At 54.2% G+C, this 26,426-nt stretch carries 26 protein-coding genes; 4 read left to right on the forward strand and 22 right to left on the reverse strand.

Features of this window, described 5'->3' with window-relative positions:
* Positions 1–5: 5 nt before the first annotated feature.
* From prfB to VFT64_06715, 6 genes are all read right to left on the reverse strand, one after another.
* Positions 6–1,131 (reverse strand): peptide chain release factor 2 gene (gene prfB, locus VFT64_06690; protein ID HEU5047512.1). Its coding sequence is split into 2 segments (ribosomal slippage): positions 6–1,061 and positions 1,063–1,131, totalling 1,125 coding nucleotides; the frame shifts between segments, so codons are not numbered across the junction.
* Between the two features lie 73 nt (positions 1,132–1,204).
* The gene (locus VFT64_06695) at positions 1,205–2,134 is read right to left on the reverse strand and encodes a hypothetical protein (protein ID HEU5047513.1); all 930 of its coding nucleotides are present in this window, start codon (positions 2,132–2,134) and stop codon (positions 1,205–1,207) included.
* Positions 2,135–2,210: 76 nt separating this feature from the next.
* A complete protein-coding gene (locus tag VFT64_06700; protein ID HEU5047514.1) occupies positions 2,211–4,742 on the reverse strand; it encodes a penicillin-binding protein 1A in 2,532 nt (843 codons plus the stop codon).
* A 187-nt stretch (positions 4,743–4,929) separates the two neighbouring features.
* The gene (locus tag VFT64_06705; GenBank protein HEU5047515.1) at positions 4,930–5,451 is read right to left on the reverse strand and encodes a CarD family transcriptional regulator; all 522 of its coding nucleotides are present in this window, start codon (positions 5,449–5,451) and stop codon (positions 4,930–4,932) included.
* Positions 5,452–5,794: 343 nt separating this feature from the next.
* The gene (gene glpX / locus VFT64_06710) at positions 5,795–6,763 is read right to left on the reverse strand and encodes a class II fructose-bisphosphatase (protein ID HEU5047516.1); all 969 of its coding nucleotides are present in this window, start codon (positions 6,761–6,763) and stop codon (positions 5,795–5,797) included.
* 44 nt (positions 6,764–6,807) lie between these two features.
* Positions 6,808–8,100, reverse strand: coding sequence for a homoserine dehydrogenase (locus VFT64_06715; GenBank protein HEU5047517.1), 1,293 nt, complete (start codon positions 8,098–8,100; stop codon positions 6,808–6,810).
* A gap of 123 nt (positions 8,101–8,223) precedes the next feature.
* Between VFT64_06715 and VFT64_06720 the strand changes: the two genes are divergently transcribed.
* Complete coding sequence (locus tag VFT64_06720) at positions 8,224–8,778, forward strand: TlpA disulfide reductase family protein (GenBank protein ID HEU5047518.1); 555 nt, start codon at positions 8,224–8,226, stop codon at positions 8,776–8,778.
* A gap of 5 nt (positions 8,779–8,783) precedes the next feature.
* Here VFT64_06720 and VFT64_06725 read toward each other — a convergent pair whose 3' ends face one another.
* The gene (locus VFT64_06725; protein HEU5047519.1) at positions 8,784–9,353 is read right to left on the reverse strand and encodes a YdeI/OmpD-associated family protein; all 570 of its coding nucleotides are present in this window, start codon (positions 9,351–9,353) and stop codon (positions 8,784–8,786) included.
* A 161-nt stretch (positions 9,354–9,514) separates the two neighbouring features.
* On the opposite strand from VFT64_06725, the gene VFT64_06730 reads away from it, so the two are divergent.
* Positions 9,515–9,973, forward strand: a complete 459-nt coding sequence (locus VFT64_06730) for a PAS domain-containing protein (protein ID HEU5047520.1) — start codon at positions 9,515–9,517, stop codon at positions 9,971–9,973.
* A 198-nt stretch (positions 9,974–10,171) separates the two neighbouring features.
* On the opposite strand, the gene mscL is transcribed toward VFT64_06730, so the two are convergent.
* From mscL to VFT64_06795, 13 genes are all read right to left on the reverse strand, one after another.
* Positions 10,172–10,558 carry a large-conductance mechanosensitive channel protein MscL gene (mscL, locus tag VFT64_06735; GenBank protein HEU5047521.1) on the reverse strand — a complete coding sequence of 129 codons (387 nt, stop codon included), beginning with the start codon at positions 10,556–10,558 and terminating at the stop codon, positions 10,172–10,174.
* Positions 10,559–10,635: 77 nt separating this feature from the next.
* Positions 10,636–11,193 (reverse strand): sugar O-acetyltransferase, encoded by a 558-nt coding sequence (locus VFT64_06740; protein HEU5047522.1) that lies wholly within the window; start codon positions 11,191–11,193, stop codon positions 10,636–10,638.
* A 6-nt stretch (positions 11,194–11,199) separates the two neighbouring features.
* Positions 11,200–12,159, reverse strand: a complete 960-nt coding sequence (locus VFT64_06745) for a flagellar motor protein MotB (protein HEU5047523.1) — start codon at positions 12,157–12,159, stop codon at positions 11,200–11,202.
* Positions 12,160–12,225: 66 nt separating this feature from the next.
* A complete protein-coding gene (motA, locus tag VFT64_06750) occupies positions 12,226–13,101 on the reverse strand; it encodes a flagellar motor stator protein MotA (GenBank protein ID HEU5047524.1) in 876 nt (291 codons plus the stop codon).
* Between the two features lie 213 nt (positions 13,102–13,314).
* The gene (locus tag VFT64_06755; GenBank protein HEU5047525.1) at positions 13,315–13,551 is read right to left on the reverse strand and encodes a hypothetical protein; all 237 of its coding nucleotides are present in this window, start codon (positions 13,549–13,551) and stop codon (positions 13,315–13,317) included.
* 207 nt (positions 13,552–13,758) lie between these two features.
* Positions 13,759–14,733: a glycosyltransferase family 4 protein gene (locus tag VFT64_06760; protein HEU5047526.1), complete on the reverse strand. Its 975-nt coding sequence runs from the start codon at positions 14,731–14,733 to the stop codon at positions 13,759–13,761.
* Positions 14,734–14,735: 2 nt separating this feature from the next.
* Positions 14,736–16,517, reverse strand: a complete 1,782-nt coding sequence (gene mutL, locus VFT64_06765) for a DNA mismatch repair endonuclease MutL (protein ID HEU5047527.1) — start codon at positions 16,515–16,517, stop codon at positions 14,736–14,738.
* A gap of 186 nt (positions 16,518–16,703) precedes the next feature.
* Positions 16,704–17,546, reverse strand: a complete 843-nt coding sequence (locus VFT64_06770) for an FTR1 family protein (protein ID HEU5047528.1) — start codon at positions 17,544–17,546, stop codon at positions 16,704–16,706.
* A gap of 12 nt (positions 17,547–17,558) precedes the next feature.
* On the reverse strand, positions 17,559–18,299 hold the full coding sequence (locus tag VFT64_06775; protein HEU5047529.1) for a hypothetical protein: 741 nt from the start codon (positions 18,297–18,299) through the stop codon (positions 17,559–17,561).
* 36 nt (positions 18,300–18,335) lie between these two features.
* Positions 18,336–18,674 (reverse strand): cupredoxin domain-containing protein, encoded by a 339-nt coding sequence (locus VFT64_06780; GenBank protein ID HEU5047530.1) that lies wholly within the window; start codon positions 18,672–18,674, stop codon positions 18,336–18,338.
* A 194-nt stretch (positions 18,675–18,868) separates the two neighbouring features.
* Positions 18,869–19,945, reverse strand: a complete 1,077-nt coding sequence (locus tag VFT64_06785) for an ImmA/IrrE family metallo-endopeptidase (protein HEU5047531.1) — start codon at positions 19,943–19,945, stop codon at positions 18,869–18,871.
* On the reverse strand, positions 19,945–20,565 hold the full coding sequence (locus tag VFT64_06790) for a hypothetical protein (GenBank protein ID HEU5047532.1): 621 nt from the start codon (positions 20,563–20,565) through the stop codon (positions 19,945–19,947). The genes VFT64_06785 and VFT64_06790 overlap by 1 nt, the downstream gene beginning before the upstream one ends.
* Positions 20,566–20,683: 118 nt before the next feature.
* Positions 20,684–20,995 (reverse strand): hypothetical protein, encoded by a 312-nt coding sequence (locus tag VFT64_06795; protein ID HEU5047533.1) that lies wholly within the window; start codon positions 20,993–20,995, stop codon positions 20,684–20,686.
* 131 nt (positions 20,996–21,126) lie between these two features.
* Between VFT64_06795 and VFT64_06800 the strand changes: the two genes are divergently transcribed.
* Positions 21,127–22,632, forward strand: a complete 1,506-nt coding sequence (locus tag VFT64_06800; protein ID HEU5047534.1) for a hypothetical protein — start codon at positions 21,127–21,129, stop codon at positions 22,630–22,632.
* On the opposite strand, the gene VFT64_06805 is transcribed toward VFT64_06800, so the two are convergent.
* Positions 22,629–24,251 carry an NAD(P)/FAD-dependent oxidoreductase gene (locus VFT64_06805; protein HEU5047535.1) on the reverse strand — a complete coding sequence of 541 codons (1,623 nt, stop codon included), beginning with the start codon at positions 24,249–24,251 and terminating at the stop codon, positions 22,629–22,631. The genes VFT64_06800 and VFT64_06805 overlap by 4 nt on opposite strands.
* Before the next feature lie 131 nt (positions 24,252–24,382).
* Between VFT64_06805 and VFT64_06810 the strand changes: the two genes are divergently transcribed.
* Positions 24,383–25,060: a hypothetical protein gene (locus VFT64_06810; GenBank protein HEU5047536.1), complete on the forward strand. Its 678-nt coding sequence runs from the start codon at positions 24,383–24,385 to the stop codon at positions 25,058–25,060.
* A 6-nt stretch (positions 25,061–25,066) separates the two neighbouring features.
* Here the strand turns inward: VFT64_06810 and VFT64_06815 are convergent, their stop codons facing one another.
* Positions 25,067–26,359: a hypothetical protein gene (locus VFT64_06815; protein ID HEU5047537.1), complete on the reverse strand. Its 1,293-nt coding sequence runs from the start codon at positions 26,357–26,359 to the stop codon at positions 25,067–25,069.
* Positions 26,360–26,426 lie beyond the last annotated feature (67 nt).

Here is a 26,426-nt window from a genome sequence, read left to right on the forward strand (position 1 = left end):
TTAAACTAGTTCCCTTCCAGCATCTCGCTTTTGCCCTTCACGCGGTCGGCAAGTGCAGCGGACATGAACGCTTCCAGATCTCCGTCCAGCACGGCCTGCGTATTGCTGGTTTCCACATCGGTGCGCAGGTCTTTGATCATCTGGTACGGATGCAGCACGTAGGAGCGTATCTGGTGCCCCCAGGCATTATCCGTCTTGGTGGCATTAAGCGCATTGGCCTTCTCTTCGCGCTTCTGCAGCTCCAGCTCATACAATCGCGCGCGCAGCATGGAATAAGCCTCGGCGCGGTTCTTATGCTGGGAACGCGATGTCTGGCACTGTACGACGATATTCGTCGGCATATGCGTGATGCGAATAGCGCTGTCAGTCTTGTTCACGTGCTGGCCGCCTGCCCCCGAAGCACGAAATGTGTCCACGCGCAGGTCCTTTTCATTGATTTCGACTTCAATCGTATCATCCACCATCGGATAAACCCAGACGCTCGCAAAACTCGTATGGCGGCGCGCATTGCTGTCGAACGGCGAGATACGCACAAGCCGGTGCACACCGGACTCCGTCTTCGCCCAGCCATATGCATTATGGCCGGAAACCTTAATCGTGGCGGATTTAATGCCCGCTTCTTCGCCCGCCTGCTCGTCGATCAATTCCATCTTGAATCCGGCTTTTTCCGCCCAGCGCATATACATGCGCAGCAATATCGAGGCCCAGTCCTGGCTTTCCGTACCGCCCGCACCGGGGTGGATTTCAATGAAACAGTCATTCGCATCCGCTTCACCGGACAGCAGGCTTTCCAGCTCCAGGCGCCGCAGTTTGTCGGCCACCTTGCCAAGCTCCGCTTCCGCATCGCTCACAATGGAGTTATCCCCTTCCGCTTCGCCCATCTCGGCAAGCTCAAGGCTATCCTTGGCGGTTTTATCCAGTTCCTGGTAATTGCCGATGAGTTCCGACAGGTGATTGCGCTCACGCAGCAGGGTTTGCGCGTGCTTGGCATCATTCCACAGGCCGGGATCGGAAGTGAGGCTGTTTAATTCGTCCAGACGGCGAAGGGCATTATCCCAGTCAAAGATACCTCCGCAGTTGGGCCTGCGACTGCTCAATTCGCTTAGCCAGGTTTATAATCTCTGCTTTCATGACAATCCCCAGAATCTATACGGTTTCCCCGTATAGCGCGATCCGCAAAGCCCTGTAAAGATAAATATTCCGCCTATTCCAGGCGCAAATAACGCACGACCTTTTCCTGCATGCCCGGCGAAAGCTGGTGCGGACGGTTCACAGCCGTATAAAATACAGCGAAATACGTGGCTTTGAGCGAACTCACGAGAATCTTGATAATGCTGTGCATCAGTGAAATCAGCACCCCGGCCACGTAAAGCGGCAGCAGGTAAAGGAAGAAAGGCGTTCCCTGATTTGCATTGAAAGTCGTCACCCACTCTATGGGAATATAAGGCGGCAGCAGGTAGGAGGCAATCCCCGCTATCAGCAGTATACCGAAATAAAGCGCCATCAGCATGGCAGACACCACTCCGCCGAACACGTCCATCCCGAATGCACCTGCCAGCGCTTCCGGCACGTTCTGTTTCAATTGGCGCAGTTTTCCCGCCGCATCCTTAATGGGGAGCCGCTCAATGATGATGGCAGGCAGCAGATAGGACTCGGCAACATCATAAAGCCCTTCCAGCGCCGCCAGAGCCGCAGCGATCAGAAATCCAAGCACGCCGTTATTATTCGATTCCGAACTATTGGCTTTCGCCAGCGCAATTTCCACCACGGCAAACATGCGCAGCGGCCATTTGCGCTCTTTGGCAACCTTTTGGGCTTCTATAATGGGCGTGTCGCTTCCCGTGAGTTTGCCGTACGCCACCCAGGTCTGGCAGGCGCGCTTATTCAGGTGAAACAGAAAACTATACGGATAGATAAAGAGCAGCAGCACGAAGAGGCCGAGAATTCCTAACCCCGCATGATAATCGTAAGTAAGGGAGAACAGAACGAACAACACCAGAAGATGGCAGACAACCGTAAAAATAAGTCGAGCTGTAATCAGCTTAACGGTTTCTTCATTGCCCAATAGCTGGAAGCTGGAGACGAAAAGATTGCCGATCTTCCTGCCGCGCTCACCGAAAAACGCCTCAAACATGCCAGCCACCGTTCTGTTATAGGACAGACAATACTTTAACGCGAATCCGCCTTACAAAACAAGAGATTTAAAGTCGCTAGTATAAACCGCCCGTGCCTTCGCTGCCGCGTCGTTCATAACGCGAAGGCGGAAGATATGCACCGCCGTAAGTACTGCTATCAGGCTTGGGCATGTATTCGGCAGGCGGCGGAGCGGATTGCTGCTCGGACGGGAAAGTATAATCCGGCGCTCCTGGCTGCGGCTGCAGCTTCTGGCTGTCCGGAACCTTCGGAACCTCCTCGCCGCCCTGACCCGGCACTTCGTTTTCCTTGAAGGCTTCCATCACGATACGGTCCGTCGTGCCCGGTATCGGCGGCAGCCCCGTCAGGATATCGATCGGCGCGAACGTAATACCCGGCGGAACGTTGAAGGGCTTGGAGGGCTCCTCTTTAAGCGCCTGTTCCATGAATTTGATAAAGCCGGGCAGCGCCACGCTCGCACCGGTTTCGCGCCGTCCCAGCGTCTTGGGCTGGTCGTAACCGACATAGATCCCCGCCACGAGATCCGGCGAGAACCCGATGAACCAGGTATCTTTACTGTCATTCGTCGTACCGGTCTTGCCCGCCAGCACCTTGCCAAGTTTATGCGCTGCGTAGCCCGTTCCATGCTCGACGACGCCCTGCATCATCGAAACGATCTGATAAACGGCCCGGTTATCTGCGATCTGCACGCGGTTATCCGGCAACACAGGCGGCTTGGAAGCCTCACTGACCTGCGCCATGCCATCCAGCAGACAACCCGTGCAGGGCCGTGTATCGTGCCGGAAAATGGTCTTGCCGGTCTTATCGTCAATACGGTCGATCATCCAGGGCGAAACGCGTTTGCCGCCATTATCGAGCATCGAATAAGCATTCGCCAGACGGATCAGCGTGGTTTCCTGCGCGCCGAGTACCAGGGAGAATTCATTGGGCAGCTTGTCGTAAATGCCGAAACGTTTGCCCAGCTCGATGATCTTATCCAGGCCAAGCATCTGCGCAAGCCGCACCGTCATGGCGTTACGCGACTTTTCCAGTGCCGTGCGCAATGTGGCCGGCCCCAGATATCCGCCATGATAATTTTCCGGCTTCCATACCGGCATGCCGGAACCCTGGCTGATCTCCACCGGCGCATCCACCACGATCGAAGCCGGAGTGAACCCGTTCTCCATCGCGGTCAGGTACACAAACGGCTTGAAGGATGAACCGGGCTGGCGGCGTGCCTGCGTCGCGCGGTTGAATTCCGTGCCGCCATAGCTGTAACCGCCCGACATGGCCAGCACCCTGCCATTATATGGGTCCATGACGATCAGCGCACCGTTCACCGCCGGTATCTGGTGCACTTCATACACTTCTTTCTTAGCAGTCGGCGCGACGATGATCACATCACCGATCGCCAGCCCTTTTTCATGCGTCCATTTGAGCGAGTCCTTATCCAGCGTGCCCTTGGTGTTATTGGAGAAGTACACCGTCACCTTGTTATGCGCCACATCCGCCACCAGCGATAGGCGTTCGCCGTCAAACAAAGGAATTCGCTTATTGACTTCAATCGTATCCAGATCCTTCTGCCAGTGCTGGAAATGCTGCATATGCGCGATCGGTCCGCGATAACCGTGACGGTGATCGTAGCTTTGCAGCGCATAACGTAACCCCGCATCTGCATATTCCTGCAGCGTGGGGTTCAGCGTCGTCTTGATATACAGCCCGCCCTTATACAGCGTGTCATTGCCGTATTTGGCGGCGATTTCACGGCGCACTTCTTCCGAGAAGAAATCCGCATTGGCAATTTCCGCCTTATCGCGTACCTTGAGCGTGATCGGCTGCGCAATCGCCGCACGCGCTTCAGCAGCGGTGATGTAACCGTCATCCAGCATGCGGTTGATCACATAATCGCGGCGTTCTTTCGCACGTTCATAATGCTGAGCCGGGTCGCTACGCCCCGGCGCCTGCGGCATGGCTGCCAGAAACGCCGTTTCTTCGATGTTCAGATCGTCCAGCGGTTTATTGAAATAGTTAAGCGCCGCCGCCGCGACACCGTAAGAACCCTTGCCGAGGTAGATTTCGTTCAGGTACAGCTCCATGATACGGTCCTTGCTGTAAACCTGCGTGATGCGGTAAGCAAGAATCGCTTCCTTGACCTTACGCGCAAGCGACTTTTCCGGCGTCAGCAGAAAGTTCTTCACCACCTGCTGCGTGATGGTCGAACCGCCGGAAACCAGATGACCATGGCCGAGCAATCCTTCGATATTCTGCAGCGAGGCGCGCGCGATGCCATAAACATCAATGCCGTTATTGGAGTAGAAATTTTTATCCTCGGCTGAGATGAACGCTTCAACCAGGCGCTTGGGCATATATTTGAACGGAATAAAGACGCGCTTCTGCATGGCATATTCCGCCATCAGCTTGCCATCAGCCGCATAAAGACGCGTTGTTGTTTCCGGATCGTATTTGGCAAGTTCCCGGTAATCGGGCAGATCGCTGCTGTAATGAAAGAACAGGCCGATCACCAGCAGCATGCCGATCACCAGAACGGTAAACGCCGTGCTGACCGTACCGACCAGAAGCCTTATAAAGAAATTGTTCAACTTCGCCATTTAATCACTGCGCATTTGCTCCGATGCCCGGGCTGACACTGGCTGCCGCCGCAGGCAAGTATCCTCTATAGCCGAATTACAGAAGGCTGGCATCTATTAAATAAAAAAATCCGTGGGAACACCGCGCATAAAAAAACCCTCCCGGCAATACGCACGGGAGGGCTTAAGAACTGAAAGGTAAATTTCGTTACGCTGCAGCCTGCTGTTTCAGCACGCCAAGCAGTTTTTCGGTCGCTTCTTTCGCATCGAGCTTCTCAGCCGCTGCCAGCTCGCAGGTCAGGCGGGAGAAAGCCGATTCATAAATCATACGTTCGCTGTAGGAACGTTCGGACTGATCGACGTTGCGATGCAGGTCGCGGACCACTTCAGCAACGGAAATCAGGTTGCCGGAATTGATCTTTGCTTCATATTCCTGAGCTCGACGGCTCCACATGCCACGCGAAGTGCGTGCGCGGCCCTTAAGCGTGGTGAACGCTTTCAGGATTTCATCGTTGGAGCTGATATTGCGCAGGCCCGCAGCGGTTGCTCTATGCACCGGCACGCGCAAGGTCATTTTATCTTTCTCGAAGGAGATCACAAAAACCTTCAGGGAAACTTCCCCGATTTTTTGTGTTTCTTCTGCAAGGATTTTGCCTACTCCGTGTGTAGGGTAAACTACATAATTGCCGACTTTGAATTCGTTAGCAGGCTTTTTCGTCATATTCTTCATCCCTTGTGTAGTTAGACCAACTTGCCAAGACAATGTCACTATAGCACATTTTTAACAGAAATCATCTTATAAATAAAAATTAGTTAAAATTTTATGCAAATGTTAAGAAATTGGACAGGTGCACAGGCGATCTTTTCCGGCGCTATCTCTGGCTTAGAAGCTTAATATACCACAGTTTAGGTACAAATAAAAGATGAAGCGTAAACCTATAGGCTACAGGGTATAACATTAACCTTTTGGCCGTCTGAAACTATTACCCGGATAGAAAATTAATCCCGCCATCAGCAAAAAGGGCGGTTTCCATTCCTGAAAACCGCCCTTTCATAATAATGATGAGTGACCGTTATTGAGGATCGACCCAGGTCTTGCGCACGAAATTATGCTCCGCTTCGATCACACGGACCGTGCCTGTGCGCGAACGCATGATGATCGAATGGGTATGGGCTCCACCCGGGAAACGGCGCACACCGCGCAGCATGGAACCGTCCGTTACGCCGGTCGCCGCGAACATGACGTCTTCGCCGCCCGCCAGATCCATCAGCGTATATTTGCGGCCTAAATCTTCAATGCCCATACGTTTTGCACGTGCTTTTTCTTCTTCGCTGGCAAAAATCAGGCGTCCCTGGAACTGGCCGCCGATGCAGCGCAATGCTGCCGCAGCAAGCACGCCCTCCGGCGCGCCGCCGATGCCCATATACATGTCGATACCCGTATCCTTGCGCGAGGTCGCAATCACACCTGCTACGTCACCGTCCGTGATCAGCTGGATACGCGCACCTGCTTCACGTACTTTCGCAATAATCTCTTCATGGCGCTCACGCTTCAGGATGCAGACCACGAGATCGGATACTTCGCAGTTTTTGGCCTTAGCAAGATTCTTCAGGTTGACCGCTGGCGTATTGTCCAGATCGATCACGCCTTCCGGCAGACCGCCGCCCACAGCGATTTTGTTCATATAAACGTCTGGCGCATGCAGGAAGCCGTTCTTTTCCGCCATAGCCACCACGGCCAGCGAGTTCGGCCCACCCGTTGCGCACAACGTTGTTCCTTCCAGCGGATCGAGCGCGATATCCACCGCAGGCCCGTAGCCAGTGCCGACTTTTTCACCGATATAGAGCATCGGCGCTTTGTCGCGTTCACCTTCACCGATTACAACCGTGCCTTCGATTGTGAGACCATTGAGCGCCTGGCGCATCGCGTTGACCGCCACCTGGTCGGCGGCTTTTTCATCGCCGCGCCCCATCAGCACCGAAGCTGCCAGCGCCGCCGCTTCCGTCACACGCACAGCTTCAAGCGCGAAATTGCGGTCCATGGTAAATTTCTGTAAATGGCCTGTCGTGGCTTCTGCTGTCTGTGTCATAGATTCTCAATCCTTATCATATGGGGGGGTTCAATCACCGAGTCCAGCGCTCCAATGGCATTGAGCGCGGCACGCATGCCTTTTTCGAGCGTTTCATGCGTGGTCATCACTACCTGCACAGACTCGCCCGGCGCGTGGGAATGCTGCAGGAAGGAGCGCATGGAAATACCCTGATCACGGAAAATGCCCGTGATCGCAGCGAGCACGCCCGGTTTATCCGTGACTACAAGACGTACATAATAGGGCGAAACAAGCGTTTCAATGTCGGCCAGCGGCAGCGGTTTCAGATGGTCGGCCGCCACGGTGAACGGTTTATAAATGCCGCCGCGCGCGATATCGGCAATATCGCCCACAACGGAAGACGCTGTCGGCCCTTCACCGGCACCACGGCCTTCCATGGTGATGCGCCCGATCGGGTCGCCATCCACCACAACGCCATTGAACACGCCGCTGACACGCCCGAGCGCAGATGCTTTTCCGACCAGGCATGGATGCACGCGCTGCAATATGCCCTTTTCAGTACGTTGCGCGATACCCAGCAGTTTGATCGTGTAGCCGAGCTTATCGGCGAAATCCATATCCAGCACCGAAATGCCGCGAATGCCTTCCACATAGACAGCGCCGATATTCACCGGGCAGCCATAGGCCAAGCTTGTCATAATGGCAAGCTTATGCGCCGTGTCAACGCCGTCAATATCGAATGACGGATCGGCTTCCGCATAACCCACACGCTGCGCTTCCGCGAGTGCAACGTCAAACTCCTTATGCTCGTCACGCATCGAGGTCAGGATGAAGTTACAAGTGCCGTTCATAATACCGGCAATGCTCTTAAAATCGTTCGCCACCAACCCTTCACGTAGCGACTTGATGATCGGGATACCGCCCGCCACCGCCGCTTCATACGCCAGCATCGCGCCGGAAGCTTCCGCAATCCTGGCCAGCTCCGTGCCGTGATGCGCGATCAGTGCCTTGTTGGCCGTCACCACGTGCTTCCCGGCTTTAAGCGCGGATTCCACGAGTGTTTTTGCAATACCTTCCGAACCGCCGATCAGTTCCACTATGAGGTCGAGCCCCTTCATTCCCACCAGCTCTTCCACCGAAGAAGCCCAATGAATGCCCTCGAGGTTCAGGATTTTTTGCTTTCCCTTGTCGCGCTCCAGTACAGCAACGACTTTGAGCGTTACACCGCAGCGTTCTTTCAGCAAAGAAGCATTGCTTTGCAGCAGCTTCAGCGTGCCGCCGCCAATGGTGCCGAGTCCGGCAATTGCAATATTAAAAATTTTTTCCATCCGGTTTTGTTATCCCAATCCTTTCCGCTTTGCAAGCATAACACGGCCAATATCCAAGAATTTCCTTGTCTTGCCCGCGAAAGCTGGTATCCGTAGGCATAAAATGAACCGCGGAATTCAGCCATGTTCAAAAATGCGAGCCCCGTCACCATGTTCCTGCTCTCAGCCTTTGTGCTGCTGATGGGAGTCTATCTGCACGTGCAGACACGCAAATACGGCGCAGGGCTCGGGCAGGAAATGATAAGCGGAACCGTACCGGATTTTACCTGGCAGGATTTCAACGGCAAATCGCACGACATCAAGGAACTGAAAGGCCGCACTCTGGTTATTCATTTCTGGGCGAGCTGGTGCGGTCCGTGCCGCAAGGAATTCCCCTCCCTGCTTGCGACCGCAAAAGCGGATAAGGACGTCACATTTCTAACCATCTCCGGTGACGATACGCTCGCAAGCGCAGAGAAATTTGTGGAGCAGTCGCAGAAGGATGCAAACGCGAAAGACCTGCCGAACGTGCTTTACGCATTCGACCCGGAAAAAAAAGTTGCTTTCGACATTTTCCAGACTGCCGTTTACCCCGAAAGCATTCTCGTGGATAAAACCCAGCAGATGCACCACAAATTCCCAGGCGCTGTGGACTGGCAGAGTGCCGAAGTGCAGGACGCGCTGAAATCCGTAAAATAACGTTTCTAGTGAAACTTCTTACCCTCATGCAGCATGGCAAGAATGCTTTCCATGCGTTTCTGCCGTGTTTCCGGTTTCTTCGCCGTCTGCAGCCGCCAGGTAATGGCATAGAGATTGGCTTTATTAAGCGTGGCAAAAAACGCGGAGGCTTTCTTATCCTTAGCAAGTGCCTGTAAAAAATCCTCCGGCATCGTGGCACTGGACGCCGCATCATAGGCTTTCTCCCAGCGCCCATCCTGTTTCGCCGCTTCGATTTCTTTTAACCCTGCCGCCTGCATGCGGCCTTCCTTGATCAGGCGCTCCACATGCTCGCGGTTCTTTTTAGACCAGAGACTGCCTTTGCGGCGCGGTGTGAATTTCTGCAGCCACGCGGATTCGTCATGCGTTTTCTTCTGCCCGTCGATCCAGCCGTAGCATAGCGCTACGTCCAGCGCCTCTGCATAGGTCAGCGCTTTCTCATCGACCGATTTTTTAATTAATTTGAGCCATACACCATTGCTGTCAGCCTGATGCTGCTTAATCCATTTCTCCCACGCCTCCTTATGAGGAAAAGATAAAATATTCTGCTCTGCCATATTAATACTCTACCAAAATAGAATTATATTATAATATCTTATGCCCATAAAACAGCACCATACTGCTGACACCGTACATCATTTCATAAAATCTGTACATTACGGTAAAGCTTGTGCTAAACTCTTGTTCATCAATCTTAAATCCCCGCAAGAGCTACGTCATGGACCACATACCCAACGCCGAGAACGAAAGACGTTTGCCCGTACGGCTGCTCAATTACTGGAATAAGATTCGAGGTTCGCGCCGCTTTCCTTCTGAAAGACTGATCGAACCGGAAGAAATCGCTGCGCTTTGGGATCATTGCTATCTGATACAGGTCAACGATCTGGAAAACCGCCTCAAGGCGGATTTCACTTACCTGGGCCCGGAAATCGTTAAAACCTACAAACAGTACCTCGCCGGGGAAGATACGCAGGATATCATCGTGCCTAACTCCAGCAAACTCGTTCCGAACTTCCGCCAGGTGATCGAACGCAAGGAACCTATCATGCAGGCAGATGTCTTCATCACCAGCCGCGGCAATACCATCCGCTTCCGCCAGTGCATGCTGCCGCTGGGCGAGCATGACGACCGCGTGGAAGCCATCTTCGGCTGCATGCAGCTGAAGCTTTATCCTTAAGTCATTTAAGGGGGCTAGTTCGCCTCCCTTCGCGTGACGCTACCCCCTCGCTTCGCGGAGTCGTCGCTTTGCTCCTCCGCGTATCCACGCAATTATCGTGGAACAAGAAGCGAAGCCAGTAGGCTGAGCCCTTTAGTCGCCGAAGGCGTTAGGCTCATCGCGGAGGCCAGAAGGCCGAAGCGGGAGCACTCAAATAAACTATTTCTTCAACAAATCCCTGATTTCGGTCAGCAGTTGCTGATCGGTTGTGAGCTTGGGTTTAGCTTCTTCTGCGCGCTTGATCTTATTGATCAGTTTGACGAACATGAAAATCACAAAGGCAATGATTGTAAAATCAAACACGCTTTGCAGGAACTTGCCGTAGCTCAGCACGACAGCAGGTTTGCCGTCGGAAGCTGCTTTCAGCGTCAGCGCGAAATTGGAAAAATCAATCCCACCGATCAGCAGCCCGAGCGGCGGCATGATGACATCCCCCACCAGCGAGGATACGATCTTACCGAATGCCGCGCCGATAATAACACCGACTGCCAGATCAAGCGCGTTGCCTTTGACCGCGAACTCGCGAAACTCTTTCATAATGCTCATACATCTCTCCTCTCATGGGGTTATCGCAGGGGAGTATAAAGTATCTCAAGGCGAATGCAATGCGGTGAGTATTGGCATTAATCTGTGATAAGACGAATAACTTTTGCCGGGTTGCCTGCAACCATGGTATTCGCGGGAACGTCTTTGGTTACCACTGACCCGGCTGCAACGACTGCGTTCTCACCGATTGTGACCCCACCGATGATAATCGCACCGGTAGCTATCCAGACATTTCTCTCGATCACGATGGGCTTTGCAATTACATGAGAACGCCGCTTGGAAGGCTCAAGCGCATGACCGGCTGTGACGATACTGACGTTAGGCCCGATCATCACATCATCACCGATATCGAGCCCGCCAAAGTCACATACATTACAATTCTGGTTAATGAAAACATTACGCCCGATGCGAGTCTCTGCTCCACCTGCCATATAGAATGGGGGAGCCAGCAGGAAACTGTCATCCACCTGCTTGCCGATAAGCTCACTGAACAGGGCGCGGACTTCATCCGCATCATTGAACGTTAAACGATTGAGCTTAGCAGTGATCGCCATGGCATGTTTAACATTCGCCACCATCGCCGCGGATTCAGGCGTTTTGTGCACAATGACAATGGTCTGGTTGTCATTCGGCATGAGAACTTAACGAGCCTTGGCTGGCGCAGCAGGCTTTGGCGGAGGCGCTATGACACCATCCGTCGCTTTGGGAACGGTCAGCATATCCGGCGGTGCCGGTGTCTGTTCATCCAGCGTTTTAAGATAAGCCGCACGCAGCAGCACAATGGTGGTGCGGCGGTTGCGCGGCGAGGTGGGATGCTTGGGGTCCAGCAGCTCCTGGTCGGCACGCCCTACAACCTTGGCCACCCTGCCCGGTTCCATATTGGTCGTCATCAGGAAACGCCGCGCGGCATTGGCGCGGTCCGCCGTCAGCTCCCAGTTCGTATAGGCGCCGTAATTTTCCATGTAGTTCGTCGCTTCCGTATGCCCGGTGATGGAAATCTGGTTCGGCATCTGCATGATGATCTTGGACATCTCGCGCAGGATCTTTTCACCCGCCTGCGTCAGCTGGGCACCGCCCGGTTCGAACATGGGAAGCTTATCGTCGTCGATCAGCTCAATCTTCAAACCTTCCGGCGACTGCTCCACGATAACATTATCCTTAAAGTCCCTGAAGTTCGGGTCTTCTTCCATGGCCTGCTTGATATTCTTTTCCGCCTTATCGAAAAGATAAGCATCCTTAGTGGATTCCACAGGCGCCTGCTTATCCATTTTCTGCGAGGTCGGCCCCTGCGGCATTTTGCCTACGATGATACCCGGAGGGCTGCGTTCCGCCACCTTGCGCCCTTCATCATAACTCGTCTTGCCGCCTTTGAATCCGATGCCCGCCGCATCGCGTATGCCGATGGTCGGCGTAAAATATTCGGCAATACCTTCCTTCTGCGACTGTGCGGTTGCCTGTAGTAACCACAGCAGAAGGAAAAACGCCATCATCGCTGTTACGAAATCCGCATAGGCCACTTTCCATGCGCCGCCATGATGACCGCCATGACCGCCCTTCTTGACCTTTTTGATGATAATGGATGCTTCTTTATTATCCGCCATTGCCTGCCTGCCTCACTCACTCAGGCCAGTCTATCATTGTTTCGTGTAAAACGCCACGCTGCCAGTCTATCCTGCAGCGGGTGCTGCACTACCGATATTATTGACCGCTTCATCGATTTCCTGGAATGTCGGTCTTTCATGACTGTCAATGCTTGCGCGCGCAAACTCGATCGAAACGACCGGCGCATTGCCGTGCAGATGTGCAAGCAGCGCTACTTTGATACATTGCAGGTATTTGACATCATCCTCGTAGTAAGCCCCAATGAATTTCCCCATGGGGCTCAGAAAACCGTAGGAGATCAGAATACCGGAAAACGTACCGACCAGCGCCGCGCCGATAAGGCTGCCAAGAACCGCCGGCGGCTCGGTGATACTGCCCATCGTCGTAATCACGCCGAGCACTGCCGCTACAATACCGAGCGCCGGCATGGCGTCGCCCGTATTGACGATAGCCGTGGAAATACGTTCATGCTCATGGTGATGCGACTCCAGGTCGCGCTCCATCAGCTCCTCAATCTGGTAATGGTCTTCCACGCCCATCGTCATCACGCGGATATTGTCGCACAGGAAGGCAACCGCATGATGGTTATGCAGAAACTTGGGGTAAGAGGAAAATAACGAGCTTTCATGCGGGTTCTCGATATGGCTTTCCATCTCGAGCATGCCCTTGGTCTTCATGGTTTTGAAGGTAACGTAAAGCAGCAGCAAAAGCTCCGTATAATCCGCTTTCTTATACGGCGACCCCTTCATGAGGAACTTCATGCTCTTCCCGGCATCCTTCACCACCTTGATAGGATTGGCGATCAGAAACTGGCCAAGGGCCGCGCCGCAGATAATGATAAATTCGTTCGGCTGCCACAGCACCGCGAGATTGCCGTGATGCATGACATACCCGCCGACAACCGAGCCGAGAACTACAACGAATCCAACAATAAACAGCATAGACCTTACGCGTTAAGTTGACACAGGAAACCATCCCCGCCGGTATGAACAGTGTATAGTTTAACGTTTATGAAGAAAGAAAAAAAGGAAAGAATCGTTTTTTTATCCGTAATTGCGGCTTTTCGGACATACCGCACTAACCTGATTTGACACGGGGGGCCCGCGGAGCGCGATCGCCTTCGGCGATACGCAACTCCACGGGCTCCCACTGGGTCAGTGCAGCGTGTTGTTGGCCAGGATGCAGACCACCCTGTTCAGCGGCCTCTCATCCTGCGACGAGCAGGTCTGGCTCGGCGTCGGAACGGCCACCGTCTGTGCCGCAGTCGGAACCGGACGCGACGTGGGGGTGTACTGCGCCGACGGAGTCGTTCCGCTGTTGGTCACCACCAGCAGAAAGGTGAAAACGGTCGCCGACACTGCAGCACCAGCCGCAATCAGCCAGTTACGCATATCTTCTCCCTACGGAGCTCAAGGACCGAAGTCCTGTATCTTTCAATCGGTTCGGGCATGGTCTCTGGCATTCTCCACACCGCAATCGGCAGGGAGAATGACCACAAAATCACGATCAGACCACGCCGATGAATCGCGGGGATCATAACACAAGCACGTGCTCACCGATAATGAAGGTTTTATGACAACGTCATCCGGTTGGATAATTTAGGCTTTTCCCCTCATCAGGCTGCGCATGGTCAACGCGACGGCAGCATACGCCGTAAACAACATGACAAGCCCCATACGCATAGTTTCTATGCTTGCAAGTACTGCAAGGCTGATAAGCAGCAGATTCAGCAGCGAAATCTGCTCCACCACCTGACGATGGCTTAAACCAGCCCGCACAGCCTGCTGGTATGCATGCTGCGAGTGCGCCTCCCAGACTTTTTCACCGCGTAAGCCCCGCTTCACCAACGTGAATGTCGCATCGCCCAGATAATAGGCAGGCAGGATAAGCGCAGAAATCCATGCCCCCTGCAACGCGAGGCTGATGAGCAGATAGCCCATCAGGAACCCAAGCGGTATACTGCCCACATCGCCCATAAACAGCTTGGCGGGTGAACGATTGAACCAGTAAAACCCGAGCACCGCAGCCGCGATAATGCCGCAGGAACCGGCAAGCCACAACGGAAGCAAAGGCTTGATCGCCACGCAAACGCTGATACCTACCGCCATCATGACGACCTGCATGGAGGTAATGCCATCAATCCCATCCATGAAGTTTGTGAGATTAATGAACCACAGCCAGCACAGCGCAAGCCCAATCCATTCGAGCGCCTGAGGCACGGCATCCGGCAGCAGACGCCCATGCAGCACCGGAATGGCAATCATCACTGCGATCGCCTGCGCTAGGAACCGCACACGCGCAGGCAGCCCGCGCATATCATCCACGAAGGAAATCCCTGCAAGCAACAGCGCCGCCGCCACGATCCGCCAATCCATACCGTAAAGCGCAAGCAGCGGCAGGCTCACCGCCATCATCGCAATCCCGCCGCCGCGCGGTGTCACGGCTTTGTGGTTGCTGCGCGCATTGGGCGTATCCATTACGCGGTATTTGCGCAAAAGCCTGAGCGCAAGCCCCGTTCCCACCAGCGAAAGCACCAAAGCAGCAAGCATGTAGGGAAGAAATTCCATTGCCATATTCACCGCCTGCCGAATAGTTTTTCAATATCGCTGAGCTTGAGCTCCACATAGGTCGGGCGGCCGTGATTACACTGGCCGGAATGCGGCGTCGCCTCCATCTGGCGCAGCAGCGCGTTCATCTCATCGATGCGCAACGCCCTCCCCGCGCGCACGCTGCCATGGCACGCCATTGTCCCACAGATATGCTCAAGCTTATCCCGCAACGCCAGCGCCTCTCCGAACTCCCGCAAATCGTCCGCAAGACTGATCACCAGCGCCCGTACATCCGTATCCCCAAGCAGCGTCGGCACTTCGCGCACCACGACGGAGCCTTCCCCGAACCCTTCCAGCACTAGCCCCAGCGCCGCGAATTCATCCGCGCGTTTGGCGAGGTTGGAAGCGTCCGGCTCGCCCAGCTCTACCACTTCCGGAATCAAAAGCTTCTGCCGCGCAATGCCCGTCTCCGCGATGGATTCCTTCATGCGCTCATACACCAGTCGCTCATGCGCCGCATGCTGGTCAACGATCACCAGCCCATCCGCCGTCTGGCTCACAATATACGTGTTATGCACCTGTCCGCGCGCAGCACCGAGACGATAATTCTCATAGCCCTGCACCGCAGGCGCTTCCGGGGCGCGTGCCAGCGGCGCCTGCTGTATGGCGCTTGCAAAGAATTGCAGCGGAGCAGCTTCCGCCACCTGTCCACGCGGCGTAAAGGCCATATTCGGAGTGTAATAATAGGGTTGCTGCGCATTGGCCGCGATGAGCGATTGCGCCATATCCGCCACTGTCGTGGAAGCACGTTGCGCCCCTCCGGCAATCGCCTGCTTGAGCGCACTGATGATCGTGCCGCGCACAAGCCCCGTCTCGCGAAAACGCACTTCCGCTTTGGCCGGATGGACGTTCACATCCACATTATCCGGCGGCAGGTCGATAAACAGCGCCACAACCGGATGGCGGTTACGTTCCAGAAAATCCTGATAGGCAGCTTTTACCACCCCCAGCAGCAATTTATCACGCACGGGGCGGCCATTGACGAACAGATACTGTTCGGTCGAAGTACCACGGTTATAAGTCGGCAAGCTCGCAAAACCGGAAATACGGATGCCTTCGCGCTGTGCGTCAATCGGCAGCGCATTGGCGCGGAACTCACGCCCCAGAATCTCGGAAAGCCGCTCAATACGCGCATCCAGCAATTCCCCCTGCGCTCCGTCATAACGCGCGAGGCTGCGCTCATCGCTGGTCAGGGAAAAGCTGACGGAAGGATTCGCCATCGCCAGCCGCATGAGAATGTCTTTCGCCTGCTCTACCTCGGTGCGATCCGCCCGCAAGAACTTCAAACGTGCGGGTGTCGCATAAAATAAATCGCGCACTTCCACGGTCGTGCCATGCTTATGCGCCGCCGGAACGGGCTCGAACGCCTCCCCACCTTCCACCACCACCTGCCACGCATCTTCCGCGCCTTGCTTGCGGCTTGTGATGCTCAGGCGGCTGACCGAGCCGATGGACGGTAGCGCCTCTCCACGAAACCCCAGATGCCGCACATGCAGCAGGTCATCGTCAGGCAGTTTTGAGGTCGCATGACGTTCAATGCATAAGGAAAGCTCGTCACGCGTCATGCCGGAGCCGTTATCGCTTACACGGATAAGCGCCTTCCCGGCCAGTTGCAGCGTCACGTCAATCCGCGTCGCCCCAGCGTCAATGGCGTTTTCCACAAGCTCCTTCACAGCAGACGCCGGACGCTCGATTACCTCGCCTGCGGCGATGCGGTTAACGGTAGTAGGGGGAAGTATACGAATCATAGGGGTTGGGGTCCAAGCTTGCTCGCCCCAATACATACCTCAAAACGCCGTCCAAGGTAAAGCTTTTGCATTGCCCAGCCAATCTCTCGTGGATACGCGGAGGAGTTCTATACGACGACCCCGCGAAGCGAGGGGGTAAGCGTAAGCGAAGGGGGAATCCTTATTCCCCCTTACAACAATTACTCCCTAAGCCGCATGCGGAGCATGCTGCTTAGGGTGGTGAGATCCACTATGCCCAAACAATCTCATCAGCGTGAAAGTCACGATCAGCGTCACGGCATAAACCATCACCTGCAGCACCGTGGGGCGCTCATTATAACCGACCAGCGTATGCAGCGCCTTGCCCATGAGGCTCGTGTCCGAAAGCAGCCAGGACGTGTTCCACGCCGTCTGCCCGAACGCATTGACGGCCTGCGCCTGCTCGAGGAACGCCACCGCCTGCGCCGCCATGCCTGCAGCCAGCAACGCGAGCAGCCAGCCCGTCACGCGGAAGAGATGGCGGTTCGGGATATGCAGCAGGCCAAGATACGTCACCGCCGCCACACTTACGCCCATCACAAGGCCGAGCAGCCCGCCCATGACCATCGAGAAAGCGGAATCCGTGCCGGAAATCGCAATACTATAGAGGAACAGAACGATCTCGGAACCTTCGCGCAGCACTGCAATGCCCACCACAATCGCGAGCGCCATCAGCGTGCGTTGCCCATGCGCCACGGCTTCACCGATCGCCTTCATCTCCATCGCCATCTCGCGCCCGTGCCGCGCCATCCAGACATTGTGCCAGGTTAACATCCCCACCGCGACGGTCAGAATGCCTACGTTGAAATATTCCTGCCCGAAGCCGGAAAGCGCTTCGCTGATCGTGCGCGCAAACAGCGCCACGATGCATGCGCCGAGCACGCCCGCGCCGATGCCGTAAGCCACCCACAGGCCGCGCCGCGGAACCGAGCGGGTTGCCGCAAGCACAATGCCCACCACAATCCCTGCCTCAATGATCTCACGAAATACGATAATCAGCGCAGCCAGCATGGCTTTACTCCCTTAGAAGAACATTTCATATTCCAGCTTCAGACGCATCGCGCTGCTGGCCGAAGCCGTGGAAATCCCCGCGAAATAACCGGCTTCATATTTCAGGCCGGGAATGATCTGGCCGTATGCAATCGGCCCCAGATATTGTTCCTGCTGGTTATACGATGCACGGTCGCCCAGCTTGCCGTAACCGCTCTGCAATTCAAGCCCCGGCTGGAAATAATCCTTCCAGCGGTAGCGCGCGTTGATCGCACTGCTGATATCGTTACCCGCTTCCGCATGCGAGCCGACTTCACGCTCCGCGCCGATATTGGCAATCGCCGTGATCGGGCCGATGTCTTTCTGCAGCAGCAGCTTCAGCTCTACGCTGTCGGCCGCATCCGCCTTCGCCGCGAAGTGATAGCTCGCGAGGATACCCGCATCCAGCCAGTATTTGCCCTGCGGCGTCAGCTGGAAAATATTCTCGAATTCATTCGCCGTATAGTCGATTGGCTGGCCGGGGCCGCGCTCGAACGTCGCAAAATACACTTCCGTCGCCCAGAAATCGGTCGGCGCATAACCCACAGAGAACTGATGTTCCTGAATGGCGTTCTTGGACTTGTCGGAATCGAACGTATCGGTCCCGGCATATTCAATCTCTGCCTCCCCTTTCACAACGTCCGGTGAGTATACTTTGCCGTCAATAGCGTGGGCGGCGGCGGGAAGCATGAAGAATCCGGCAATCAGGCCTGCGATTCGTTTGTGAGAGAGCATCGGTAGTCTATCCTGTTACTAAAGTTACTAATCAAATTACTGCGCGACGAGCGTGCCGGTCGTGCTGCGGTGGAAATCGTCGAAGAACGTATATTTCCCCGGCTCCAGCGGACCGACATACACAGTCGCCTTACTGCCGGGAGTGATGATCTTCTCGCGGTTCAGATCGCTGCTTTCAAATTCCGCCACGCCCGTGTTTTCGTTCTTCACGGTGAGCTTCACCTTCTCATGCGCCGGAATCGAAAGTTCTTTCGGGGAAAACGCCTGGTCTTTAAGCGTGAGGGTAAAAACCTTTTCGCCATCAGCATGCGCGGCAACACCCCATGTGAGAGCGGCGATCAGCGCGGCGCAGGCAAGCCTGTTTGTGCGGTTCATTGCGGTCAATTCCTTGAATTACTAATAAGCGAATAATAATTATTCTTACTATACACTATTCGCAATTAATAATCATTCTTAAGGAAAAGGCAAGGAGTTTTTTGCTCCTTACTTTAGAAACAATGAATAGCTCTGAATTTACTTCTTACATTATTAGATAAAAAGAATGCCGCATAAGCAATTAAAATATAACATTATTTTATGAGGCGCAAAAGCGATTTATTATCCTGCAACCCGTAAAGAACCTGCAGATCATTGCGCTCACTATTTAATAAGCGCTGGAATTCATCCATACCATATTCAAGATCTTTAATGTGCAAATCTATTATTTTTGGAAATAACTGAGGCTCTTCATAAGCAAAATCTGTCTCTTCAGGCTCTCGTGTTCTCCAACCAAGGCTTGAAATTTGCTTCCAAAGATACTGGCTTTGATTTTTACTCAAATATCCCTTCTCTCCTGCTTGATAGAGTAAAGATTGCATTGATACTTTCCATCGAGCTTTTAATCGTGCAAGCCGCTCGAGTGTGATTCGTCCGCCAATAAGATCATTTCTCAATTCCTTCTCAGGAACTAAAAGCTCCGCTGCAAAAATATTAGCTTCATCCTCAATATTATCAGTAGGCACACGATGCATAATTATGTGTCCTAGTTCATGAGCCAATGAGAATCTCATTCTATCAGCAGTAATAGCTCTATTTAGAAATATACAAGGTGGTAAATCACGCAAACGCATTGTTACACCATCGATAGCCGCATCAAAATTACACCACACGACGTAAATCCCTGCCTGCTCAACACATTCTGTAAGATTACTAATAGGTCCGGGAGGAAGTAACCACGCATTTCGAATCTTCCTTGCAATTTCCTTGGGACCACCGCCTTCATCAACATCAATCCAAGGCAATGGCAGTACAGCCTTTGTTTCTACTGCTGCCAACATTTTACGAATATGAATAAGTCGCAGATTAAGCTCAGCATGAATTCGTTTTAGAGCACCTTCTCTAACACTCTCTTTTTTGCGATGCATTGGATGAACACTGAGAGGCAAACCAGCCATGTTGTCGGACTGGTAAAAAAATGGTACGGGGAACGCCAGCACCTCAGCAATACGGCTGACATTCTCATAAGAAGGCCCGTCGGGAAGTAAGCCATTTTCTATTCTTGAATAATGCCCCTGATTCAAGCCCGCAGACTCTGCAACTTCTGCCTGACTCTTATCCCGATACTGCCTCGCTAAAAGTAATAATGTGTGATTGAATTTTTCTTGCATTATTCCCCTTCCTTCGCGTTGGGCGTATCATCTTTTTTCTTGATGGTCTTGTCTTTTTTAACAGTAGCAAGATCGGCGACAGAAACTTTGGGTTTGCCCTTGAACTCCAGAATTTCCCCCTGCGCAACTTCGGTTACCTCATCGAACGAAAAGTGCCACAGATGAGTCTTTTTTTCCCTTGCAACAATGCCAGCCCAGGAAATTTCTGTTTCCAACGGATTAAGAACGTAACATGCCTCTACACGTTGATGCCCTTCGAATCCAAACAGATCAGATTCGTGTTCGTGAAACATATCTGCAAGGGCCGTCCGAATATTCCTAGAGCGGAGGCTAATGTCTGCTTTTTTAAACCGCATGAAGACCGTGTCATCGAATACAAACGACACCGTGTCAAAATGATGAAAAACCTTAGCGCCTTTATCATCCGCAAAAAGTTCTATTGCTTTCTGAACGGTCGCCTCCCATATCACATGAGCGCGTGTTGACTTACGACGCCAAATACCACTATCAGGATGAAGATCACGGGCATTCCATCCATAGTTGATAGCTTCCAGTATTTTTTTGCTGCGATTATTCTTAGCGAGAATCAGTTTAATATGGCTTTTAATCGGCTTCGGCATTTTTCGTTCCTTATTAAGATTAAGACTTAAATAAGGATATCAGGATTTTTTCCAAATTCAATACCAAATTATGCGTCATTATATGCGTCGCCATTTTATACAGATAGCATTGCCCCCATTACCGTCCCGCACCCATCGGGTTAGGATTAGACGGCGCCGTCCCCGCCTCATTCCCACGCGGCTGGTTCATGTTATTGGGCATAGGGTAAGGAACCGCCGGAGCATAGTAATAATACACATCATGCTTTTTATCCCCGCAGCCTTCCTTGCGGTGCGCGTAAGGCACATGCCGCAAATCGCCGTTACCGGCATCGCGCAGCTTTGCAATGGAATTGTCTTTCGGCTGGCAGTCATCACTGTCCAGATCGTTCGCCAGCGCCCCGCCCGCCAACGCCAGGCACGCCATCACAACTGGAATAAACGCCTTCATAACGCCCTCCCTCAAGACAGATCATCATACTGGAATCCCTGACATTATAGACCTTACAGCGTGAATGCCTAGCCAAAACATGCCGGAAACGCTATGATAGGCTGACCCAAAGGAGCCGGAAAAGACCGTACATGGATGAACCCACAGAGCTGACCCCGTTGCGCGAACAGATCGAAGGCTTTCGCGATGCTTTCAAAACCCTGACAAATACCAAGCAGGAAGAGGAATCCGGCATCCATCCGGTCATCATCAACGGCCAGTGCCGCGGTGTACGGCTCGGCAAATACACACCCTGCACGGAAGACTCCATCTGCCTCATGGCAGGCACACATCATTATGAAATCGCAGGCTGGCAGGGCATCAAAAACGTGCTGGACGCATGGCGGGCCGAAGGGCCCTATGAAGGCCGCAACCCTCTCTCGGCACGCCGTTTCATGCCTGACGCCAAAGGTGATATCTACCTGATGTTCGGCGGCGAGGAAGAACAGATGGACGCGTATTTCAAGCGCCTGCTGGATGAAAGCAAACCCTCCATCACCCCGGATGAAGCCGCGAGCTACCGCAACACGATCGAAGGTGTGAACCGCAACCGCGTCCCGGCAACGGTGAAAGGCACCCTGAAAACACGCTCGCATGAAATACTTGCTCACGATTACAAAGAGCTGGAGCGCGAGGTGTACAGCAAATGCAAAACCGTGATCGACTTCCACGGCATGTCGCAGCACTCCAGCCCGGTCGCCCTGCCCTATGCGGGCAAGCTCGATGAAAGCAATGAAGCCGTGGAAGCAGAGATGAAAGAGATCGGCCCGCTGCTGCTTTCCATGGGGGCTTCCACCGTCATTCCCGGCTCACATGCGGGCGACGATATGCGCGATACACGCTTTCTGGTCGAGCGCCCAACGGCAGGGGACGAAGACAAAGTCCGCATGACGTATGAATGCGGCGGCCCCAATCTCGACCCGAAAGTCTGGGAACATGCAGGCAAGGCCGGGCTCGCGGCGCTCGAATATTGCCTGGGCATTCCCGCCAAAGGCCCGCAAAGCCTGTTCTTTGAAGGCAACGAGCGCCCCGTTTCGGGTATGCTGCAGGTCTTTTCCGATATTATTCACTTCTACACGCCCGGTTCGCCGAAGGCAGCAAACAATCCACCCGGATATGTGCCGGAAAACCTGCCGCCGGGGGAATGGGGAGAAAAAGTCCGCCTGCTCAACGGCCATGTGATGGATGCGACCACGCAGGCCAGAGTCGCCGCAAAACTGGAAGAAGAAGGCGGCCTGCAACTAGCAGATATTCTGCCGGGACAGCTCGCCAATGGTGCGTTTGTCCGGCAGGGAACGCCGATCGCCTATACGGAAAAAGGCGGGGAAATCGTGATCCTGCGCGCGCCCTGCGACGGCAATACGTTTATGGCCCCGCTCGATGGGCAATATCCCCAGAACGACCCGACCTATCTGCTCTTCATGACACAGCAGCAGCATCTTGTAAAACCCGTTCCCGGACGCAAAGATGAAGTGCACGTGGTCGACCCTGAGGAAAAAACATTTATTATAGAGCCTAAAGCAACAACGCCGGATCTTGCGGAGTTGGCAAAGCTCACGCGACGAGCGGCGGCTGACCAAAATCCCTATTCCCGTTAGGCGGATGCCAGAATATCCTGTGCAATCGCTTCGGCGATCCTGATGCCGTCCACGCCAGCGGAAAGAATGCCGCCCGCATAGCCCGCCCCTTCCCCGGCAGGAAAGAGCCCCTTCGTGTTCAGGCTCTGGAAGCTGTCGTCGCGCTTGATGCGGATGGGCGACGAGGTACGCGTCTCCACGCCCGTCATCACGGCATCTGCCATGTCATAGCCTTTGATCTGCTTGCCGAACGCAGGCAGCGCCTCGCGGATCGCCTCGATGGCAAAATCCGGCAGGCACTGGGAAAGGTCCGTCGGCGTGACGCCCGGCTTATAGGAAGGAATCACTTCGCCGAGTTTGGTGGAAGGGCGCTTCGCCAGAAAATCCCCCACCAACTGCGCCGGAGCTTTATAATTGCTGCCCCCGGCCACAAACGCGGCCGACTCCCATTTGCGCTGGAAATCGATGCCTGCAAGCGGCCCGCCGGGATAGTCCACTTCCGGCGTGATGCTCACCACAATCCCTGAATTGGCATTGCGCTCCGCGCGCGAATACTGGCTCATCCCGTTCGTCACGACACGGTTTTCTTCCGAGGTCGCCGCCACCACCGTGCCGCCCGGGCACATGCAGAAACTATAGACCGCACGGCCATTGCCCGCATGATGCACGAGCTTATAATCCGCCGCGCCCAGAATCGGGTTGCCCGCGCAGGCGCCGAACCGCGCCACATCAATAATCGACTGCGGATGCTCGATGCGCACACCGATGGAAAACGGCTTCGCCTCCACATAGACACCGCGATCCAGCAGCATCTGGAATGTATCGCGCGAACTATGGCCCACCGCCAGCGCCACATGATCGGCTTCAATATACTCACCGTTCGCAAGCGTCACCCCGCACACGCGCCGCTCGCCGTTCTTATCCGTCTGGATATCGATATCCGTCACGCGCGACTGGAAGCGGTATTCCCCGCCGAGCGATTCAATCGTCGCGCGGATATTCTCCACCATCTTCACCAGGCGGAACGTACCGATATGCGGATGCGCTTCGGTCAGAATCTCCTCCGGCGCTTCCGCCTTCACGAATTCCGTCAATACCTTGCGGCCCAGATGGCGCGGGTCCTTGATCTGGCTGTAGAGCTTGCCGTCGGAAAACGTACCCGCTCCGCCCTCGCCGAACTGCACGTTGGACTCCGTCGTGAGAATCGACTGTCGCCACAGCCGCCATGTATCTTTTGTACGCTCACGCACGACCTTGCCGCGCTCAAGGATAATAGGCCTGAACCCCATCTGCGCGAGGATCAGCGCCACAAACAGCCCGCACGGCCCCGCGCCGATCACAAGCGGGCGCTTCGCCAGATTCGCCGGAGCCCTGCCCACAAACTTATATTCCAGATCCGGCGTAGGGTTGACATCCTTATCTTTGGCAAAACGCTTGAGAATGGAAGCTTCGTCCTTCACTTCCACATCGAGCGAATAGACGAGCAGAATCGAGGATTTCCGGCGCGCATCATGCGCCCGACGGAACACCGTGCAGGAAAGCAACTCCTGCGGTTTCAGGCCGAGCTTGGCACTCGCAGCTAAAGCAATCGCTTCCGGCGGATGGTCGAGCGGCAATCGTATTTCAGTCAGACGGATCATGCGACAGGCTTATATCGTAGAAACGGGGGGACAGGCAAGGAGGATAAAACCCTGTAATAATTTATGGTATTAACAATATATTAACCATAACGGCATAGAATGTACTCAACCTAAAATAGAAAGATAGTAAGATGACGGAATTAGTACAAATCACTGGCTTGGAAGGCGCTTCCGATTTTCCGAACATAACGGAACAGCAGAAAGCCAGAATCCTGAACAGGGCACTCTACTGGATGTCCGGAAAAGGCCCGACAGATGATTGTTCATTCCTACAAGCCAGATGGAGTGAATATGCAGATAAAAATAAGCTTACAGCAGAACAGAAAGCGGAAGACTTGCCGATCATGTTACAGCAACTGATAAACAGCGCCTACCAGCAACGAGGCAGACCAATAATTTCCGTATATCGCAATATACGAAGCTCAGCACCCAATGAAACAATTGACGATCCTGACGAAGCAAGGAGATTACGCGAGACTTTAGCCCCACAGCTTCTGCCTTTACTGGAAAGAATGGAACGCGGTGAAGTAGATCCGCGTGACGTGCTGGCAACCGCAATGGCCATAGGCACGCTTTCAAATGATACGAATTTCCGCATGGGTTCCGGTGACATTCTGACTCCGGCAGGTCAAGGTTATGCCGGAGCGGCAATAGCAGACGCATATAGTGTCATCGACAGAGGCGCCGCCATACCGGAAAGATTCAATCGCGATAAAACTGTTGCAGATATTTTAAGAGAAAAGGCGCAACGGGGGACACACACCGCGCGCGCAGCACTACCCCCATCCGACGAAGGACATCGCCGCTAAGTCAGATCAATCCCGCCCAAAATACCCCATCCACGCCATATCGAACATCTGCGGAGTAATCCGGGGCTCCTGCACCGTATGGGCGCAAATGTCGCGAATACGCTCGATCAGGTCGCGCGGCTCGCAGGCACGCATTTCCCTGCCCGTGGAGCGGTAACGCGTCAGCACATGCTCGAGCACTTCCGGCGGCGTCTCCAGACTATACTGGGCGGCATAACGCGTAAAAATATCCTTGTACTGAGCTTCGCTCGGCGGCTGGATAAAGGTGCGGTAGCCGAGGCGGCGCAGGAAGGCTGGGTCGGTCACCCTGTCCGTATCGAGATTCGTGGCGATGATCAGCCGCAGCAGGAACGGCACCTGTATCTTCTGGCCGGTATTGAGCGTCAGGAAATCCATCTGGTGTTCCAGCGGAATGATCCAGCGGTTCAGCAAAATATCCGGCGAAACGAGCTGGCGGCCGAAATCGTCGATCAGGAACGTGCCGCCATTCGCCTTCACATGCAGCGGCGCTTCATAATATTTGAGCGAGGGAAGATAGGAAAGATCGAGCGATGCCAGCGTCATTTCACCGCCCGCCACGATAAAGGGCCGTTTGATCTTGATCCAGCGCCTGTCCACGGTACGCAGTCTTGGTGTGGTGTATTCCACCGGCTCATGGCAATAACTGTCGAAAATGCGGATGATGGTATTTTCCACCGCGATGCAATGCGGAATCCAGATATCCCCCGTCAGCGCATTATGAAGCTTGCGGCCGATGGTGGTCTTGCCATTGCCCGGCGGACCTGAAAGAAACAGGCTGCGGCCTGAAGAAACGGCAAGCCCGGTCGTGTGCACCACTTCCTCCGGCAGCACGAGCTCGGCAAGCGCGTTCTGCACATGCTCCCGCGTCACCTGCGGAGCCTGCTCGTTCTGCCAGTAAAGCATGGCCTTGTAGCTTTCAAATGCCACGGGTGCCGGGCCGATATACCCGTTCGTCTCCAGCAGCCGCGCCGCCGTCTCACGACCGCGTTTGGAAATCGTGTAACGCAGGCCGAAAGCGGCATCCTGCCCCTGCGTTTCCAGAAGCGCATCCGTGCGCAGCTTCTCCAGCAGCTCACTCGTCAGTGTGCGCGGAAGCATCATGATATCGGCGACCGAGTTCGTTGAGATGTGTGAATTCACATTCGCGATTTTAAGTGCCAGATCCAGCAGGACGGAAATATCCAAGCCGGTGGCGGCAAGATTGGCGGGGGCTTCCGGCAGTGTTCCCTGCTCGCTCTGCATCATCTGCGGCAGATAGGACGGATTATAGGTTTCCACTTCGTATCCTTCCAGTAAATGGATCAATCATAACATGTTAACAATAAGAAGACGGAATGCAACAATT

Source organism: Rickettsiales bacterium (assembly GCA_035765535.1).
Taxonomy (GTDB): Bacteria; Pseudomonadota; Alphaproteobacteria; order Rickettsiales; family JABCZZ01; genus JABCZZ01.